The sequence below is a fragment of the Streptomyces sp. NPDC005811 genome (genome assembly GCF_040630405.1).
In the GTDB taxonomy this organism is placed as follows: domain Bacteria; phylum Actinomycetota; class Actinomycetes; order Streptomycetales; family Streptomycetaceae; genus Streptomyces.
Map to the genome: position 1 here is coordinate 1 of NZ_JBEXXK010000008.1, position 15,735 is coordinate 15,735.

The 15,735-nt window shown below is 70.2% G+C and carries 13 protein-coding genes and 1 pseudogene; 5 read left to right on the forward strand and 9 right to left on the reverse strand.

What is annotated here, in order from left to right:
- Positions 1-140: 140 nt before the first annotated feature.
- Positions 141-1,097 carry a heme o synthase gene (locus ABZ490_RS10630; protein ID WP_358987427.1) on the reverse strand — a complete coding sequence of 319 codons (957 nt, stop codon included), beginning with the start codon at positions 1,095-1,097 and terminating at the stop codon, positions 141-143.
- Between the two features lie 431 nt (positions 1,098-1,528).
- Between ABZ490_RS10630 and tkt the strand changes: the two genes are divergently transcribed.
- From tkt to pgl, 5 genes are read left to right on the forward strand one after another with little or no spacing between them, the layout of a single operon-like run.
- Positions 1,529-3,616: a transketolase gene (gene tkt / locus ABZ490_RS10635; protein WP_358987430.1), complete on the forward strand. Its 2,088-nt coding sequence runs from the start codon at positions 1,529-1,531 to the stop codon at positions 3,614-3,616.
- A gap of 34 nt (positions 3,617-3,650) precedes the next feature.
- Positions 3,651-4,769, forward strand: a complete 1,119-nt coding sequence (gene tal, locus ABZ490_RS10640) for a transaldolase (RefSeq protein WP_358987433.1) — start codon at positions 3,651-3,653, stop codon at positions 4,767-4,769.
- Positions 4,770-4,773: 4 nt separating this feature from the next.
- Entirely contained in the window at positions 4,774-6,312 is a 1,539-nt protein-coding gene (gene zwf / locus ABZ490_RS10645; RefSeq protein WP_358987436.1) for a glucose-6-phosphate dehydrogenase, read from the forward strand.
- Positions 6,309-7,508 (forward strand): glucose-6-phosphate dehydrogenase assembly protein OpcA, encoded by a 1,200-nt coding sequence (opcA, locus tag ABZ490_RS10650; RefSeq protein ID WP_358987439.1) that lies wholly within the window; start codon positions 6,309-6,311, stop codon positions 7,506-7,508. Before zwf ends, opcA begins: the two co-directional genes overlap by 4 nt.
- Positions 7,505-8,287 (forward strand): 6-phosphogluconolactonase, encoded by a 783-nt coding sequence (gene pgl / locus ABZ490_RS10655; protein ID WP_358987442.1) that lies wholly within the window; start codon positions 7,505-7,507, stop codon positions 8,285-8,287. Before opcA ends, pgl begins: the two co-directional genes overlap by 4 nt.
- Before the next feature lie 27 nt (positions 8,288-8,314).
- Here pgl and ABZ490_RS10660 read toward each other — a convergent pair whose 3' ends face one another.
- The 8 genes and pseudogenes from ABZ490_RS10660 to gap all read right to left on the reverse strand — a co-directional run bounded on the left by ABZ490_RS10660 (position 8,315) and on the right by gap (position 15,582).
- Positions 8,315-9,094, reverse strand: coding sequence for a hypothetical protein (locus ABZ490_RS10660; RefSeq protein WP_358987444.1), 780 nt, complete (start codon positions 9,092-9,094; stop codon positions 8,315-8,317).
- Between the two features lie 62 nt (positions 9,095-9,156).
- On the reverse strand, positions 9,157-10,809 hold the full coding sequence (pgi, locus tag ABZ490_RS10665; RefSeq protein WP_358987452.1) for a glucose-6-phosphate isomerase: 1,653 nt from the start codon (positions 10,807-10,809) through the stop codon (positions 9,157-9,159).
- Positions 10,810-10,984: 175 nt separating this feature from the next.
- Positions 10,985-11,521, reverse strand: a pseudogene (locus ABZ490_RS10670) (hypothetical protein); the annotation flags it as partial.
- A gap of 32 nt (positions 11,522-11,553) precedes the next feature.
- A complete protein-coding gene (locus tag ABZ490_RS10675; RefSeq protein ID WP_003957010.1) occupies positions 11,554-11,889 on the reverse strand; it encodes an RNA polymerase-binding protein RbpA in 336 nt (111 codons plus the stop codon).
- A 210-nt stretch (positions 11,890-12,099) separates the two neighbouring features.
- Positions 12,100-12,336, reverse strand: a complete 237-nt coding sequence (gene secG, locus ABZ490_RS10680) for a preprotein translocase subunit SecG (RefSeq protein WP_358987455.1) — start codon at positions 12,334-12,336, stop codon at positions 12,100-12,102.
- A gap of 107 nt (positions 12,337-12,443) precedes the next feature.
- On the reverse strand, positions 12,444-13,220 hold the full coding sequence (gene tpiA, locus ABZ490_RS10685) for a triose-phosphate isomerase (RefSeq protein WP_358987458.1): 777 nt from the start codon (positions 13,218-13,220) through the stop codon (positions 12,444-12,446).
- A 6-nt stretch (positions 13,221-13,226) separates the two neighbouring features.
- Complete coding sequence (locus ABZ490_RS10690) at positions 13,227-14,438, reverse strand: phosphoglycerate kinase (RefSeq protein WP_358987461.1); 1,212 nt, start codon at positions 14,436-14,438, stop codon at positions 13,227-13,229.
- A gap of 133 nt (positions 14,439-14,571) precedes the next feature.
- Entirely contained in the window at positions 14,572-15,582 is a 1,011-nt protein-coding gene (gap, locus tag ABZ490_RS10695) for a type I glyceraldehyde-3-phosphate dehydrogenase (protein WP_055634811.1), read from the reverse strand.
- Between the last annotated feature and the right edge of the window lie 153 nt (positions 15,583-15,735).

Below are 15,735 nucleotides of genomic sequence, written 5' to 3' on the forward strand. Positions count from 1 at the left end.
CCCGGCCCTGCGCGTGGGCTGGTTGTTTTTGGGCGTGTCGTCCTTGGGTTTTTTGTTTCCGGCGGGTTTCACCCCCGGGGGCGGGGGGGGGGGGGGGCCCCCCCCCCCCCCCCCCGGCCGCGACACGGGAACGGAAGGGGCTAGCGCAGGAACGGGTCCACCGCGATCGCCACGAACAGCAGCGAGACATAGGTGATGGACCAGTGGAACAGCCGCATCTCCTTCAGCTTCGCGCCCGTGACCTCGCCCTTCGCACGGTTCTGGAGCGCGTGCGCCTCCCACAGCCACCAGCCGCCCGCCACCAGCGCGACGGAGGTGTAGAACCAGCCGGTGTAGCCGAGCGGGGTGAGCAGCAGCGAGACGGCGACCATCACCCAGCTGTAGATCACGATCTGCTTGGCGACCACCTTGTTGGAGGCGACGACCGGCAGCATCGGGACACCCACGCGCGCGTAGTCCTCGCGGACCTTCATGGACAGCGGCCAGTAGTGCGGCGGCGTCCAGAAGAAGATGACCAGGAAGAGGACCAGCGGCGCCCAGGACAGCGAGTTCGTCACGGCCGACCAGCCGATCAGCACCGGCATGCAGCCGGCGATGCCGCCCCAGACGATGTTCTGCGAGGTGCGCCGCTTGAGGATCATCGTGTACACCACGACATAGAAGAGGAGCGCTCCGAGCGACAGCCAGGCGGACAGCCAGTTGACGGTCAGCCCGAACAGCAGGGTCGAGACCACCGCGAGGGTGACGCCGAAGGCGAGGCACTCGCGCGGCGAGACCATGCCGGTGACCAGCGGGCGCTGCGAGGTGCGGTCCATCAGGGCGTCGATGTCGCGGTCGATGTACATGTTCAGCGCGTTGGCGCCGCCCGCGGACAGATAGCCGCCGAGGCAGGTGAGCAGCACCAGGCCGAGGTCCGGCACACCCTGCTGCGCCAGGAACATCACCGGAACGGTGGTGATCAGCAGCAGCTCGATGATCCGCGGCTTGGTCAGCGCCACGAACCCCATGACCCGGGCCCTCGGCGGCCGCCGGCTCGGGCTCTGGCTCGTCCCGATCTCCCCCACTGCCCAATGGGCGTGGGTGGTACCCCCACCCACTGGACGGGATTCAACGGCCGTCACGCACACCCCTGACAGAGACTCCCAGCAAGCCTCCCCATGTGAATGCGGGGTAAAGGCTCGCGCGTACCACGCCACTGTAGACGTTGCCCATACCCCGGCCTTCGCGGGGGTGGGGTCGTGTTGGGAGGGGCCCCGGAGAGGGGTGCGCGAAGGGCTTCGGATGAGTCGTACTGAGGCTCGATTGAGCAGTCAGATGAGCGGCTCCGTATTCAAGTGCCAAGTGCGGTTCCGGCCAGCCGGCGGGCGGATCGCGGCCAGGCCCGTCAGTCTGGAATGACTCGAAAAAACGCACGTCCCCGCAGGGGTAGGCTCGACAGCGGCCGGTGGGCATCCAGTCCCCCGGAAGCCGGTGGGCGCGTGCCCGGAACAGCCGGTATTCGACATGTGGAGAGGAGCCCTGACCCAGGGTGAGCACCAAGCCGACCACCACAGACCTCGAGTGGACCGCATTGGACCAGCGGGCCGTCGACACCGCGCGTGTCCTGGCCGCCGACGCCGTACAGAAGGTCGGCAACGGCCATCCCGGCACGGCGATGAGCCTGGCGCCCGCGGCCTACACCCTCTTCCAGAAGGTGATGCGGCACGACCCGGCGGACGCCGACTGGGTGGGCCGCGACCGTTTCGTGCTGTCCGCGGGCCATTCGTCCCTGACCCTCTACACCCAGCTGTACCTGGCCGGTTTCGGCCTTGAGCTGGACGATCTGAAGGCTTTCCGCACCTGGGGTTCGAAGACCCCCGGCCACCCCGAGTACGGCCACACGGTGGGCGTCGAGACCACCACCGGCCCGCTGGGCCAGGGCGTCGCGAACGCCGTCGGCATGGCGATGGCCGCCCGCTACGAGCGCGGTCTGTTCGACCCCGAGGCCCCCGCGGGCGAGTCCCCCTTCGACCACTTCGTGTACGTGATCGCGGGTGACGGCTGCCTCCAGGAGGGCATCTCCGCCGAGGCCTCCTCCATGGCCGGCCACCAGAAGCTGGGCAACCTGGTCCTGCTGTGGGACGACAACCACATCTCGATCGAGGGCGACACCGAGACGGCCGTCTCCGAGGACACCGTCAAGCGGTACGAGGCCTACGGCTGGCATGTGCAGCGCGTCGCCCCGAAGCCGGACGGCGACCTCGACCCGCACGCCCTCTACAACGCGATCGAGGCCGCGAAGCAGGTGACGGACAAGCCGTCCTTCATCGCGATGCGCTCGATCATCGCCTGGCCCGCCCCCAACGCGCAGAACACCGAGGCCGCGCACGGCTCGGCGCTCGGCGACGACGAGGTGGCCGCGACCAAGCGCGTCCTCGGCTTCGACCCGGAGCAGTCCTTCGAGGTCGCCGACGAGGTCATCGCCCACACCCGCCGGGCGCTGGAGCGCGGCGCGGACGCGAAGGCCGCGTGGGAGAAGTCCTTCCAGCTGTGGCGGGACGACAACGCCGAGCGCGCCGCCGAGTTCGACCGGATCGACGCGGGCGAGCTGCCGGCCGGCTGGGAGGACAAGCTCCCGGTCTTCGAGCCCGGCAAGGGCGTCGCCACGCGTGCCGCCTCCGGCAAGGTGCTCCAGGCCCTCGGCGCGGTGCTGCCGGAGCTGTGGGGCGGCTCGGCCGACCTCGCGGGCTCCAACAACACGACGATCGACAAGACGTCGTCGTTCCTCCCGGCGGACAACCCGCTGCCGGAGGCGAACCCGTACGGCCGCACGATCCACTTCGGCATCCGCGAGCACTCCATGGCCGCGGAGATGAACGGCATCGCGCTGCACGGCAACACCCGTGTCTACGGCGGCACGTTCCTCGTGTTCTCCGACTACATGCGCAACGCCGTCCGGCTCTCGGCGCTGATGCACCTGCCGGTGACGTACGTGTGGACGCACGACTCCATCGGCCTCGGCGAGGACGGCCCGACCCACCAGCCGGTCGAGCACCTGGCCTCGCTGCGCGCCATCCCCGGGCTGAACGTGGTCCGCCCGGCCGACGCCAACGAGACCGCGATCGCCTGGCGCGAGATCCTCAAGCGGTACACCAAGGTCTTCGGCAAGGGCGCCCCGCACGGTCTGGCGCTGACCCGGCAGGGCGTGCCGACGTACGAGCCCAACGAGGATGCCGCTCGTGGCGGTTACATCCTCTTCGAGGCGTCGAACGGCGCGCCGGAGGTCGTCCTCATCGCCACCGGCTCCGAGGTGCACGTGGCCGTCGGGGCGCGCGAGGCGCTGGAGGCCGACGGGGTGCCGACGCGGGTGGTGTCCATGCCGTCCGTGGAGTGGTTCGAGGAGCAGGACCAGGGGTACCGGGACAGCGTTCTGCCGCCGTCGGTGAAGGCGCGTGTCTCGGTCGAGGCCGGGATCGGTCTGACGTGGCACAAGTACGTCGGGGACGCCGGCCGCATCGTTTCCCTGGAGCACTTCGGTGCTTCGGCCGACGGCAAGGTCCTCTTCCAGGAGTACGGCTTCACTGCCGAGAACGTGGCGGCCAAGGCGCGGGAATCCCTCGCCGACGCCCGGCGCTGACGCTCACATACGACACGTAGGAGATGCATTTTCCATGACAGACGCACTCAAGCGCCTCTCCGAGGAGGGCGTCGCGATCTGGCTGGACGACCTGTCGCGCAAGCGGATCACGTCCGGCAACCTGGCCGAGCTGATCGACCAGCAGCACGTCGTGGGCGTCACCACCAACCCGTCGATCTTCCAGAAGGCGATCAGCGGCGGTGACGGCTACGAGCAGCAGCTCGCCGACCTCGCGGCCCGCAAGGTCACCGTCGAAGAGGCCATCCGCATGATCACCACGGCGGACGTCCGGGACGCGGCCGACATCCTGCGCCCGGTCTTCGACGCCACCGGCGGCCAGGACGGCCGGGTGTCGATCGAGGTCGACCCGCGCCTGGCGCACGAGACCCGTGCGACGGTCGCCGAGGCCAAGCAGCTCGCCTGGCTGGTGGACCGCCCCAACACGCTGATCAAGATCCCGGCCACCAGGGCGGGTCTGCCGGCGATCACCGAGGTCATCGGCAACGGCATCAGCGTCAACGTCACGCTGATCTTCTCGCTGGAGCGCTACCGCGAGGTGATGGACGCCTACCTGGCCGGTCTGGAGAAGGCCAAGGAGAAGGGTCTCGACCTCTCGCTGATCCACTCGGTGGCGTCCTTCTTCGTGTCCCGCGTGGACACCGAGATCGACAAGCGCCTGGACGCGCTGGGCACCGACGAGGCGAAGGCCGCGCGCGGCAAGGCCGCCCTCGCCAACGCCCGGCTCGCCTACGAGGCGTACGAGGAGGTGTTCTCGACCGAGCGCTGGAGCAAGCTCGAGAGCGCCGGCGCCAACAAGCAGCGTCCGCTGTGGGCCTCGACCGGGGTGAAGGACCCGGCGTACAAGGACACCCTGTACGTCGACGACCTGGTCGCGCCGAACACGGTCAACACCATGCCGGAGGCCACCCTCCAGGCCACCGAGCAGCGCGGCGAGATCACCGGCAACACCATCGCCGGGACCTACGAGCAGGCCCGCGCCGACATCGCGGCCGTCGAGCGGCTCGGCATCTCGTACGACGAGGTCGTGCAGCTGCTCGAGGACGAGGGCGTCGAGAAGTTCGAGGCGTCCTGGAACGACCTGCTCAAGTCGACCGAGGCGGAACTGGAGCGCCTCGCTCCTTCGGAGGGCTGATTCCTTGCCTCCCCTTTCCGGTTCCGGGGCGAATCCGCTTCGCGACCCCGCCGACCGACGGCTCCCGCGTATCGCGGGGCCGTCGGGCCTGGTCATCTTCGGCGTGACGGGCGACCTGTCCCGCAAGAAGCTGATGCCCGCCGTGTACGACCTCGCCAACCGGGGTCTGCTGCCGCCGGGCTTCTCGCTGGTCGGGTTCGCCCGCCGCGAATGGGCGCACGAGGACTTCGCTCAGGAGGTCCACGACGCCGTCAAGGAGCACTCCCGCACGCCCTTCCGTGAGGAGGTCTGGCAGCAGCTCATCCAGGGCATGCGCTTCGTGCAGGGCACCTTCGACGACGACGACGCCTTCGAGCGGCTGCGCGCGACGATCGAGGAGCTCGACAAGGCCCAGGGCACGGGCGGCAACTTCGCCTTCTACCTGTCGGTGCCGCCGCGCTCCTTCCCCGTGGTCATCCAGCAGCTGAAGAAGCACGGGCTGGCCGACCAGACGAAGGACTCCTGGCGGCGTGCCGTCATCGAGAAGCCGTTCGGGCACGACCTGGCCTCCGCGGAGGAGCTCAACAAGGTCGTCCACGAGGTCTTCGCCCCGGACCAGGTCTTCCGCATCGACCACTACCTGGGCAAGGAGACCGTCCAGAACATCCTGGCGCTGCGGTTCGCCAACACGATGTTCGAGCCGATCTGGAACCGGTCCTTCGTGGACCACGTCCAGATCACGATGGCCGAGGACATCGGCATCGGCGGCCGGGCGGGCTACTACGACGGCATCGGCGCGGCTCGTGACGTCATCCAGAACCACCTGCTCCAGCTGATGGCGCTGACCGCGATGGAGGAGCCCGCCTCCTTCGACGCGGACGCGCTGGCCGCGGAGAAGACCAAGGTGCTCGGGGCGGTACGGCTGCCCGAGGACCTGGGCCGGGACACCGTGCGGGCGCAGTACGCGGCCGGGTGGCAGGGCGGCGAGAAGGCCATCGGCTATCTCGAAGAGGACGGCATCGACCCCAAGTCGAAGACCGACACCTACGCGGCCATCAAGGTCGAGGTGGACAACCGCCGCTGGGCGGGCGTCCCCTTCTATCTGCGCACCGGCAAGCGGCTCGGCCGCCGGGTCACCGAGATCGCGGTCGTCTTCCAGCGCGCCCCGCACTCCCCCTTCGACCACACGGCGACGGAGGAGCTGGGCAAGAACGCGATCGTCATCCGCGTCCAGCCCGACGAGGGCGTGACCGTCCGCTTCGGCTCCAAGGTGCCCGGCACCTCGATGGAGATCCGGGACGTGTCCATGGACTTCGCCTACGGCGAGTCGTTCACGGAGTCCTCGCCCGAGGCGTACGAGCGCCTCATCCTCGATGTGCTGCTCGGCGACTCGAACCTCTTCCCCCGCACGGAAGAGGTGGAGCTGTCGTGGAAGATCCTCGACCCGATCGAGCGGTACTGGGACCAGAACGGCCGGCCCGCGCAGTACCCGGCCGGCACCTGGGGGCCCGTCGAGGCGGACCAGATGCTCGAACGAGACGGACGGAGCTGGCGCCGGCCATGAAGATAGACCTCACGGACACCACCGCCAGCAAGATCAACAAGGCGCTGGTACAGGGCCGCCGGGCGATCGGCACCCCGGCCGTGGGCATGGTGCTCACACTCGTCATCGTCACCGACGAGGAGAACGCGTACGACGCGCTCAAGGCCGCCAACGACGCCTCCCGCGAGCACCCCTCGCGCACGCTCGTGGTCATCCGGCGTGTCTCGCGCACGCCCCGCGACCGCACGCAGTCCCGGCTGGACGCCGAGGTGCGGGTGGGCGCGGACGCGGGCACCGGCGAGACGGTCGTGCTGCGGCTGCACGGCGAGGTCTCCGACCACGCCCAGTCGATCGTCCTGCCGCTGCTGCTGCCGGACGCCCCGGTCGTCGTGTGGTGGCCGGTGAACGCGCCGCTGGACCCGGCCGCCGACCCGCTCGGCGCGCTGGCCCAGCGCCGGGTCACCGACACCTACGCCTGCGAGCAGCCGGTGCGCGAGCTGGGCGCCCGCGCCGACACCTACACCCCCGGTGACACGGACCTGTCGTGGACCCGCATCACGCCCTGGCGCTCGATGCTGGCCGCGGCGCTGGACCAGGTCACCTGCGAGGTGGAGTCGGTCGAGGTGGAGGGCGAGGAGTTCAACCCGAGCTGCGAGCTGCTGGCGATGTGGCTCGCGGACCGGCTGGACGTCCCCGTCCGGCGCTCGCTGTCCGGTGGCCCGGGGCTGACGGCCGTGCGCATGGCCACCAGCAGCGGGCCGATCACCCTGGACCGGGCCGACGGTTCCCTGGCCACGCTCTCCATCGAGGGCCAGCCCGACCGTGCGGTGGCGCTCAAGCGCCGCGAGACGGCCGAGCTGATCGCGGAGGAGCTGCGCCGGCTGGACCCGGACGACACCTACGCCTCCGCGCTGCGGTTCGGGGTGGAGCGGCTGAACGCGTCGGCCGCGGCGGCGGTGCCGGCGCCGGCCGGGGTCGAGAAGGCCCGGGCCGCCCTGGAGAAGGCGGAGGCGGCGCTGGTGCAGGCCGGGGCCGCCGTGGAGCAGGCCGAGGCGGACTCCGAGCCGGAATCCGAGGTGGGCTCCGAGCCGGCCAAAGGAGAACGGGACGGCGAGGACGGCGTCGAAGGCCTTGCGGAAGCTCCCGGGGCGGAAGGGGCGGCGTCGGCACCACTGACGGCGGTCCCCTCCGGTCTGACCGGCAAGGCGGCGCGGTGAACGCCCCGCAGCTGGTCGTGCACCGCGACAAGGAACTGATGGCGCAGGCCGCCGCGGCCCGCCTCATCACCCGGATCGTGGACGCGCAGGCCTCCCGGGGCTACGCGTCCGTGGTGCTCACCGGCGGCCGCAACGGCAACGGTCTGCTGGCCGCGCTGGCGTCCGCGCCGGCCCGGGACGCGATCGACTGGGGCCGGCTCGACCTGTGGTGGGGCGACGAGCGCTTCCTGCCCGAGGGCGACCCGGAACGCAACGTCACCCAGGCCCGCGAGGCCCTGCTGGACGCCGTACCGCTGGACCCGAAGCGCGTGCACGCCATGCCCGCGTCCGACGGTCCGTACGGCGCCGACGTCGAGGCGGCCGCGGAGGCGTACGCGCAGGAGCTGGCCCGTGCGGCCGGCCCCGAGAACCATGGCACCGTGCCCACCTTCGACGTCCTGATGCTGGGCGTCGGCCCGGACACCCATGTGGCCTCGCTCTTCCCCGAGCTGCCGGCCGTACGGGAGACCGAGCGCACGGTGGTCGGGGTGCACGGCGCGCCCAAGCCCCCGCCGACCCGGGTCACGCTGACCCTGCCGGCCATCCGGGCGGCCCGTGAGGTGTGGCTGCTCGCGGCGGGCGAGGACAAGGCGAACGCCGCGGCGATCGCCCTGTCGGACGCGGGGGAGATACAGGCACCGGCGGCGGGCGCCCGCGGCCGGGCCCGCACCCTGTGGCTCCTTGACCAGGCGGCGGCCTCGCGGTTGCCCAGGTCGCTGTATCCGCCGGCGTCTCCCTGAGACGACGCGCTCACGGAACCCGTACGGTCAACCGCCGTACGGGTTCCGGCCGTTGTGGGCAGGGACGAGAAGGGCCGGGTGGGCCATGAGGCGGATGCCGTAGCGCTTCTTGAGGCGATGGGTCTCCAGCAGGGCGATCGCCGTGACCGTCACCGGAGCGGCCAGGATGCAGCCGACGCCGATGACGTTGTCCATACTGCGGTCACCGCTGTCGGCCAGATCGGACAGGGCCAGCACCCAGCTCGTCACCGTGGCCAGCAGGGGCGGCAGACAGCGGTGTACCGCTCCCGTACCGAAGAAGTTGCCGGTGAGCTGGACCGCTCCGGCGATCACGAAGAGGCCCGTCCACAGGCCGAGGCCCGCCAGGGCGATCTTCGGGAGCGTCCCGACCATGTCGCCGACCGCGAACAGCGCGAGACAGGCGAAGGCCGAGGCGGTGAAGAGCGAGAGCAGCTTGGCCGTGTCGAAAAGCCGCGCCCGCAGCCGACGCACGGTACCGCCGCGCCGCCACACCAGGAGCATCGCACCGGTCGCCAGCGGGGTGACGCAGAACAGCACGAGGGCCGCGGTCGCGGCGTTCCTCGGCAGCTCGTCCCAGGAGAACCTGATCTCGAAGAACAGGTGGACGCCGAGGGCCGCGACGAATCCGACGGCGACCCGGGCCTTCTTCAGGCGCTCCACGACCGGGTCGAGCGCCTCCGGGATCCACGCGGGGTGGAACACCGCGCGGGCCACTCGATGGGGCAGCAGGAAGGAGCCGAACGTCAGGTCACCGTCGGTCCACCGTCTGCGGTGTGTGTTGCCCACGTGAGGCTCCCGGACAGTCGTGTGCATGATCGCCCGGGAGTCTACACACGGGATGTTGTCGATTAACTGCCGCGCAGCTCGCGGTACTTGGCCACGAGTGCCCGGGTCGAGGCGTCCAGGCCGGGGACCTCGGCGCCCTCCGTCAGCGCGGGCTCGACGCGCTTGGCGAGGACCTTGCCGAGCTCCACACCCCACTGGTCGAAGGAGTCGATGTTCCACACGGCGCCCTGCACGAACACCTTGTGCTCGTAGAGGGCGACGAGCTGGCCGAGGACCGACGGGGTCAGCTCGGCGGCGAGGACCGTGGTCGTCGGGTGGTTGCCCTTGAACGTCTTGTGGGCCACCAGCTCCTCCGGCACGCCCTCCGCGCGCACCTCCTCGGGCGTCTTGCCGAAGGCCAGCGCCTGGGTCTGGGCGAAGAAGTTCGCCATCAGCAGGTCGTGCTGGGCCTTGAGCTCACCGCTCAGCTCGTCGACCGGGCGGGCGAAGCCGATGAAGTCCGCCGGGATCAGCTTGGTGCCCTGGTGGATCAACTGGTAGTAGGCGTGCTGCCCGTTGGTGCCGGGCGTGCCCCACACCACCGGCCCGGTCTGCCAGTCGACCTCCTTGCCGTCCCGGCCGACGTACTTGCCGTTCGACTCCATGTCCAACTGCTGGAGATAGGCGGCGAACTTGGACAGGTAGTGGCTGTAGGGCAGCACCGCGTGGGACTGCGCGTCGTGGAAGTTGCCGTACCAGATGCCCAGCAGGCCCAGCAGCAGCGGCACATTGGCCTCGGCGGGGGCGGTGCGGAAGTGGTCGTCGACGAGGTGGAAGCCGTCGAGCATCTCGCGGAAGCGGTCCGGGCCGATGGCGATCATCAGGGAGAGGCCGATGGCGGAGTCGTAGGAGTAGCGGCCGCCGACCCAGTCCCAGAACTCGAACATGTTGGCCGTGTCGATGCCGAAGTCCGCGACCTTCCCGGCGTTCGTCGACAGGGCGACGAAGTGCCGTGCGACCGCCTTCTCGTCGCCGCCGAGTCCGTCGAGGAGCCAGGTGCGGGCCGAGGTGGCGTTGGTGATCGTCTCGATCGTGGTGAACGTCTTGGACGCGATGACGAACAGCGTCTCGGCCGGGTCCAGGTCACGGGTGGCCTCGTGCAGGTCGGCGCCGTCGACGTTCGACACGAAACGGACCGTGAGGTCGCGGTCGGTGTAGCTGCGCAGCACCTCGAAGGCCATGGCCGGGCCGAGGTCGGAGCCGCCGATGCCGATGTTGACGACGTTCCTGATCCGCCGCCCGGTGTGGCCGGTCCAGGCCCCGGAGCGGACCCGGTCGGCGAAGTCGCCCATCCTCGCGAGCACGGCGTGCACCTGGGGCACGACGTTCTCGCCGTCGACCTCGATCACCGCGTCGGCGGGGGCGCGCAGGGCGGTGTGCAGGACCGCGCGGTCCTCGGTGGTGTTGATCTTCTCGCCGCGGAACATGGCGTCCCGCAGGCCGAAGACGTCGGCCGCCTCGGCCAGTTCCCGCAGCAGCCTCAGCGTCTCGTCGGTGACGAGGTGCTTGGAGTAGTCGATGTGCAGGTCGCCGACCTGCAGGGTGTATCCGCTGCCGCGCTGGGGGTCGGCGGCGAACAGCTCGCGCAGCTGTACCTCGCCGAGCTCCTCCCGGTGCTTGGCCAGAGCCGTCCACTCGGGCGTCTGGTTGAGCCTCGTACGGCCGTCTGCGTTCATGTCGGACTTCAGCCCTTCCTTGCCTGTCCGTGCTGCTGTGCACGGTGTGCCCCGCCGGTTCCAACCTAGTTGATCAGCGCGCCGCGCGAGCGGACGCGGAACCGTCCTGCGGGCCAACAAGAGGTACGTCCGCCCCGCCCGCGGGTATCAACGCGACGACGGCGAGGACGAACCTGCCGAGGGTGTACGCCGTCGTCGCGGCGGCGTGTCCGGTGCTGTCCGCGTGCAGCCGGCGCGTCACGTGCAGGACCAGGGTGGCGACGAGGGCGCCCATGCCGATGTCGTACAGGGTGCTGCCGGAGGGGCGCGGCTTCCGCTCGGGCGGCCGGGTGCGCGAAAAGACGACCAGGGCGGCGGCCGGCAGACAGGTGCCCGCGTCGGCGGCGAACGGCAGAAGGCGCCGGCGCCCGGCAGCAGGGGGGGGCCGAAGGGTCCGGCCGGCAGGCCGCCGGCCGGTCATCGGCCGGGCGTCGGCGCCGCCGAGCGCGGGGCCGTGGCGGCGTTGTCGCCGAACAGCAGCCAGGGGAGCTGCGCGCAGGCGGTCACGGAGGCGACGGCCAGCGGCTCGTCCGTGAGCCGCACGGCGAGCAGCGGCAGCGCGATGTCCGCGGCACGTCCCGCAGCGGGGGAGCACGGCGGCACTCCACAGCCGTCCGAGACCGCCGCGCCACGCGGGCGCCCGGGCCTCCCCCGTCACGACGGGTCCGGCCAGGCGCCCGTCGGGCACCCGGCCGGTGTCAACTGCTAGATCTCGCCCCGCAGTTTGGCGAGCGCCTCGGCGAGGATCGCCTCGCCGTCCGCGTCGCTGCGCCGCTCCCGCACATAGGCGAGGTGCGTCTTGTAGGGCTCGGTGCGCGGCGGGTCCGGGGGGTTGTCCCGGTCCTGTCCGGCCGGGAAGCCGCAGCGCGGGCAGTCCCAGGTGTCGGGGACCTGCGCGTCGCTGGCGAAGCTGGGCTGCGTCTCGTGCCCGTTGGAGCACCAGAAGGAGATGCGCAGGCGGGGCGCGGACTCGCCCCGCTCGGCCTCGCCCATCGGCCCCGCCCCGACCCGGCTTCCTCGGATCGCGTTGCCACTTGCCACGGTCGTAACTCCCTGCGTGATGGTGCCGCAAAGCGAGTCGGCGTTTCGCTTCGCTGCGAGCGCCTCAGTCTACGTAAGGCCCAACGCGCGTCCAGTGATTGGAGTTACAGCTCCCGCACCTAGACGCAAGCCCCATGATAGGCCGCGCTCAGCTGCGCGTACCGAACATGGGGCCTTACGTACGGATTGTGCGTGCCTGTGAGAGGCTTGTCAGCTGCTCGACTTCATGAGCATGCCGAGGACGATGATGCAGGCGAACCAGAGCACACCCACGACGATGGTGATGCGGTCGAGGTTGCGCTCGGCGACCGAGGAGCCGCCGACGGAGGACTGCATGCCGCCTCCGAACATGTCGGAGAGGCCGCCGCCCTTCCCCTTGTGCATCAGCACCAGCAGCATCATCAGCAGGCTGAAGACGATCAGGGCGATCGAGAACCCCAGAACCACGGCTGGACCAACTTCCTCGGATTCGGATGATGACGGGGGCACGGCACCGTGGCCATGCCCCCGCAAGGGTACGACGGATCGCCGCTACCGCCTACTCACGGCCCGGCTCACTGGTCGCGGAAGCGCACGATCTTGACGAACTCGTCGGCGTCCAGCGAGGCGCCGCCGACCAGCGCGCCGTCGATGTCGGCCTGCGCCATGATCTCGGCGACGTTGCCGGCCTTGACGGAGCCGCCGTACTGGATGCGGACCTTGTCGGCCAGCTCCTGGTCGTACAGCTCGGCGAGCTTGCCGCGGATGGCGGCGCAGACCTCCTGGGCGTCCCCGGCGCCGCAGACCTTGCCGGTGCCGATGGCCCAGACGGGCTCGTAGGCGATCACGACGGTGGCGGCCTGGTCGGCCGGGATGTCCTTCAGACCGCCCTCGACCTGGGCGAGGGTGTGGGAGACGTGGTGGCCCGCCTCGCGGACCTCCAGCTCCTCGCCGACGCACAGGATCGGGGTGAGGCCGTGCTTGAAGGCGGCCTTGGCCTTGGCGTTGACCTGCTCGTCGGTCTCGGCGTGGTACTGGCGGCGCTCGGAGTGGCCGACCGCCACGTACGTGCACTTCAGCTTGGCGAGCATGGGTCCGGAGATCTCGCCGGTGTAGGCGCCGGACTCCTGGGCCGAGATGTCCTGGGCGCCGTACTTGATGGCGAGCTTGTCGCCCTCGACCAGGGTCTGCACGGAGCGCAGGTCGGTGAAGGGCGGCAGGACGGCGACCTCGACGGCCTCGTAGTCCTTGTCGGACAGGGCGAAGGCGAGCTTCTGGGTGTGGGCGATGGCCTCGAGGTGGTTGAGGTTCATCTTCCAGTTGCCCGCCATCAGCGGCGTACGGGTGCTCATGTGCGGTCAGTCCTCCAGTGCGGCGAGGCCGGGGAGCGTCTTGCCCTCGAGGTATTCGAGGGAGGCGCCGCCACCGGTCGAGATGTGGCCGAATGCGTTCTCGTCGAAGCCCAGGATCCGGACGGCCGCGGCGGAGTCGCCACCGCCGACGACCGTGAAGGCCGAGGAGTCGAGGAGAGCCTGGGCGACCGACTTGGTGCCCTCGGCGAATTCGGGGTGTTCGAAGACGCCCATCGGGCCGTTCCAGAAGACGGTGGCGGCGTCGGTGATCTTCGAGGCGTACAGCTTGCCGGACGCCGGGCCGATGTCCAGGCCCATCCGGTCGGCCGGGATGGCCTCCGCGGCGACGGTGGTGGAGTCGGCCGGGGCCTTGGTCTTCAGGTCCGGGAAGGCGGGGGCGACCACCGCGTCGACCGGCAGGACCAGCTCGACGCCGGTCTTCTCGGCGCGCTCGATGTACTCCAGGACCGCCGGGATCTGGTCCTCCTGGAGGAGGGACGCGCCGACCTCGTGGCCCTTGGCCTTGAGGAAGGTGAAGGCCATGCCGCCGCCGATGAGGATGCGGTCGGCCTTGCCGAGCAGCTCGTCGATGACGGCGAGCTTGTCGGAGACCTTGGCGCCGCCGAGCACCACCACGTAGGGGCGCTGCACACCCTCGGTGAGCTTCTTCAGGACGCGGACCTCGGTGGCGATGAGGAAGCCCGCGGCGTGCGGCAGCCGGGCGGGGAGGTCGTAGACGGAGGCGTGCTTGCGGTGCACGGCGCCGAAGCCGTCGCCGACGTAGACGTCCGCGAGCCGGGCGAGCTCGTCGGCGAAGGCGCCGCGCTCGACGTCGTCCTTCGAGGTCTCGCCCGCGTTGAAGCGGAGGTTCTCGATGACGGCGACCTGTCCGTCGGCAAGGCCGGCGACGGTCTCCTGGGCGGAGTCGCCGACGGTGTCGGTCGCGAAGGCCACGGCGGTGCCGAGGAGTTCGCCGAGCCGGGCGGCGGCGGGGGCGAGGGAGAACGCCGGGTCCGGGGCGCCCTTGGGGCGGCCCAGGTGCGAGGCGACGACGACCTTGGCGCCCGCCTCCGCGAGGGCCGCGACGGTCGGCAGGACGGCGCGGATGCGGCCGTCGTCGGTGATGGTGGTGCCGTCCAGCGGCACGTTGAGGTCGGCGCGGACGAAGACCCGCCGGCCGGCCACTCCTTCGGCGAGGAGTTCGTCGATCGTCTTCATGAAAAGGGCTCCCGAGGGCTGGTGATGCTCCGTGATCGTAGACAGGGCGGTTCTGCACGTGACTCAGGGCCCGGGCGGCGCGTCCCTGCGCCGCCCGGGCCCTGCGTTCACACCGTGGTGCCTGATCCGACGATCAGAGCTGGCCGCCGACGAAGACCGTCAGGTCGACGAGGCGGTTGGAGTAGCCCCACTCGTTGTCGTACCAGCCGAGGATCTTCACCGTGTTGCCCTCCTGGACCATGGTCAGGGAGGAGTCGAAGGTGCAGGAGGCGGGGTCGCTGACGATGTCCGAGGAGACGATCTCGTCCTCGGTGTAGGCCAGGTAGCCCTTGAGGTCGCCGTCCTCGGAGGCCTTCTTGAACGCGGCGTTGACCTCGTCCTTGGTGACCTCGCGCTGGAGGGTGACCACGAGGTCGGTGGCCGAGCCGGTCGGGACCGGGACGCGCATGGCGATGCCGTCCAGCTTGCCCTTGAGCTGCGGGAGGACCAGGGCGGTGGCCTTCGCGGCACCCGTCGTGGTCGGGATGATGTTCTCGGCGGCGGCGCGGGCGCGGCGCAGGTCCGAGTGCGGGAAGTCCAGGATGCGCTGGTCGTTGGTGTACGCGTGGACCGTCGTCATCAGGCCCTTGACGATGCCGAAGTTCTCGTCGAGGACCTTGGCCATCGGCGCCACACAGTTGGTGGTGCAGGAGGCGTTGGAGATGACGTGGTGGTTCGCCGGGTCGTACTTGTCCTGGTTGACGCCCATCACGATGGTGATGTCCTCGTCCTTGGCCGGAGCCGAGATGAGGACCTTCTTGGCGCCGCCGGCGAGGTGCTTCGCGGCGTCGGCCTTCTTGGTGAAGATGCCGGTCGACTCGATGACGATGTCGACACCGAGCTCGCCCCACGGGATGTCGGCGGGGTTGCGCTCGGACAGGACCTTGATGGTGTGGCCGTCGACGGTGATCGTGTCGGCGGTGTGCGACACCTCGGCCTTGAGGCGGCCCAGGATGGTGTCGTACTTGAGCAGGTGAGCGGTGGTCGCGGTGTCACCCAGGTCGTTGACAGCCACGATCTCGATGTCAGCACCCTGCTCCAGCAGCGCGCGGAAGTAGTTACGACCGATGCGGCCAAAGCCGTTGATGCCTACGCGGATCGTCACGAACCGATCTCCTCGTTGGTACGCCGGCCATGCGGTGCCGGCGAGCTGTATTTGGGATGTCCCCGACCGCCTACGACCCTACCTCTCCGAGGCCCCGTCGGTGACATCGACTTCGCCCATACACGGCAGGACGGTCCGTACCCGCCAGTAGGG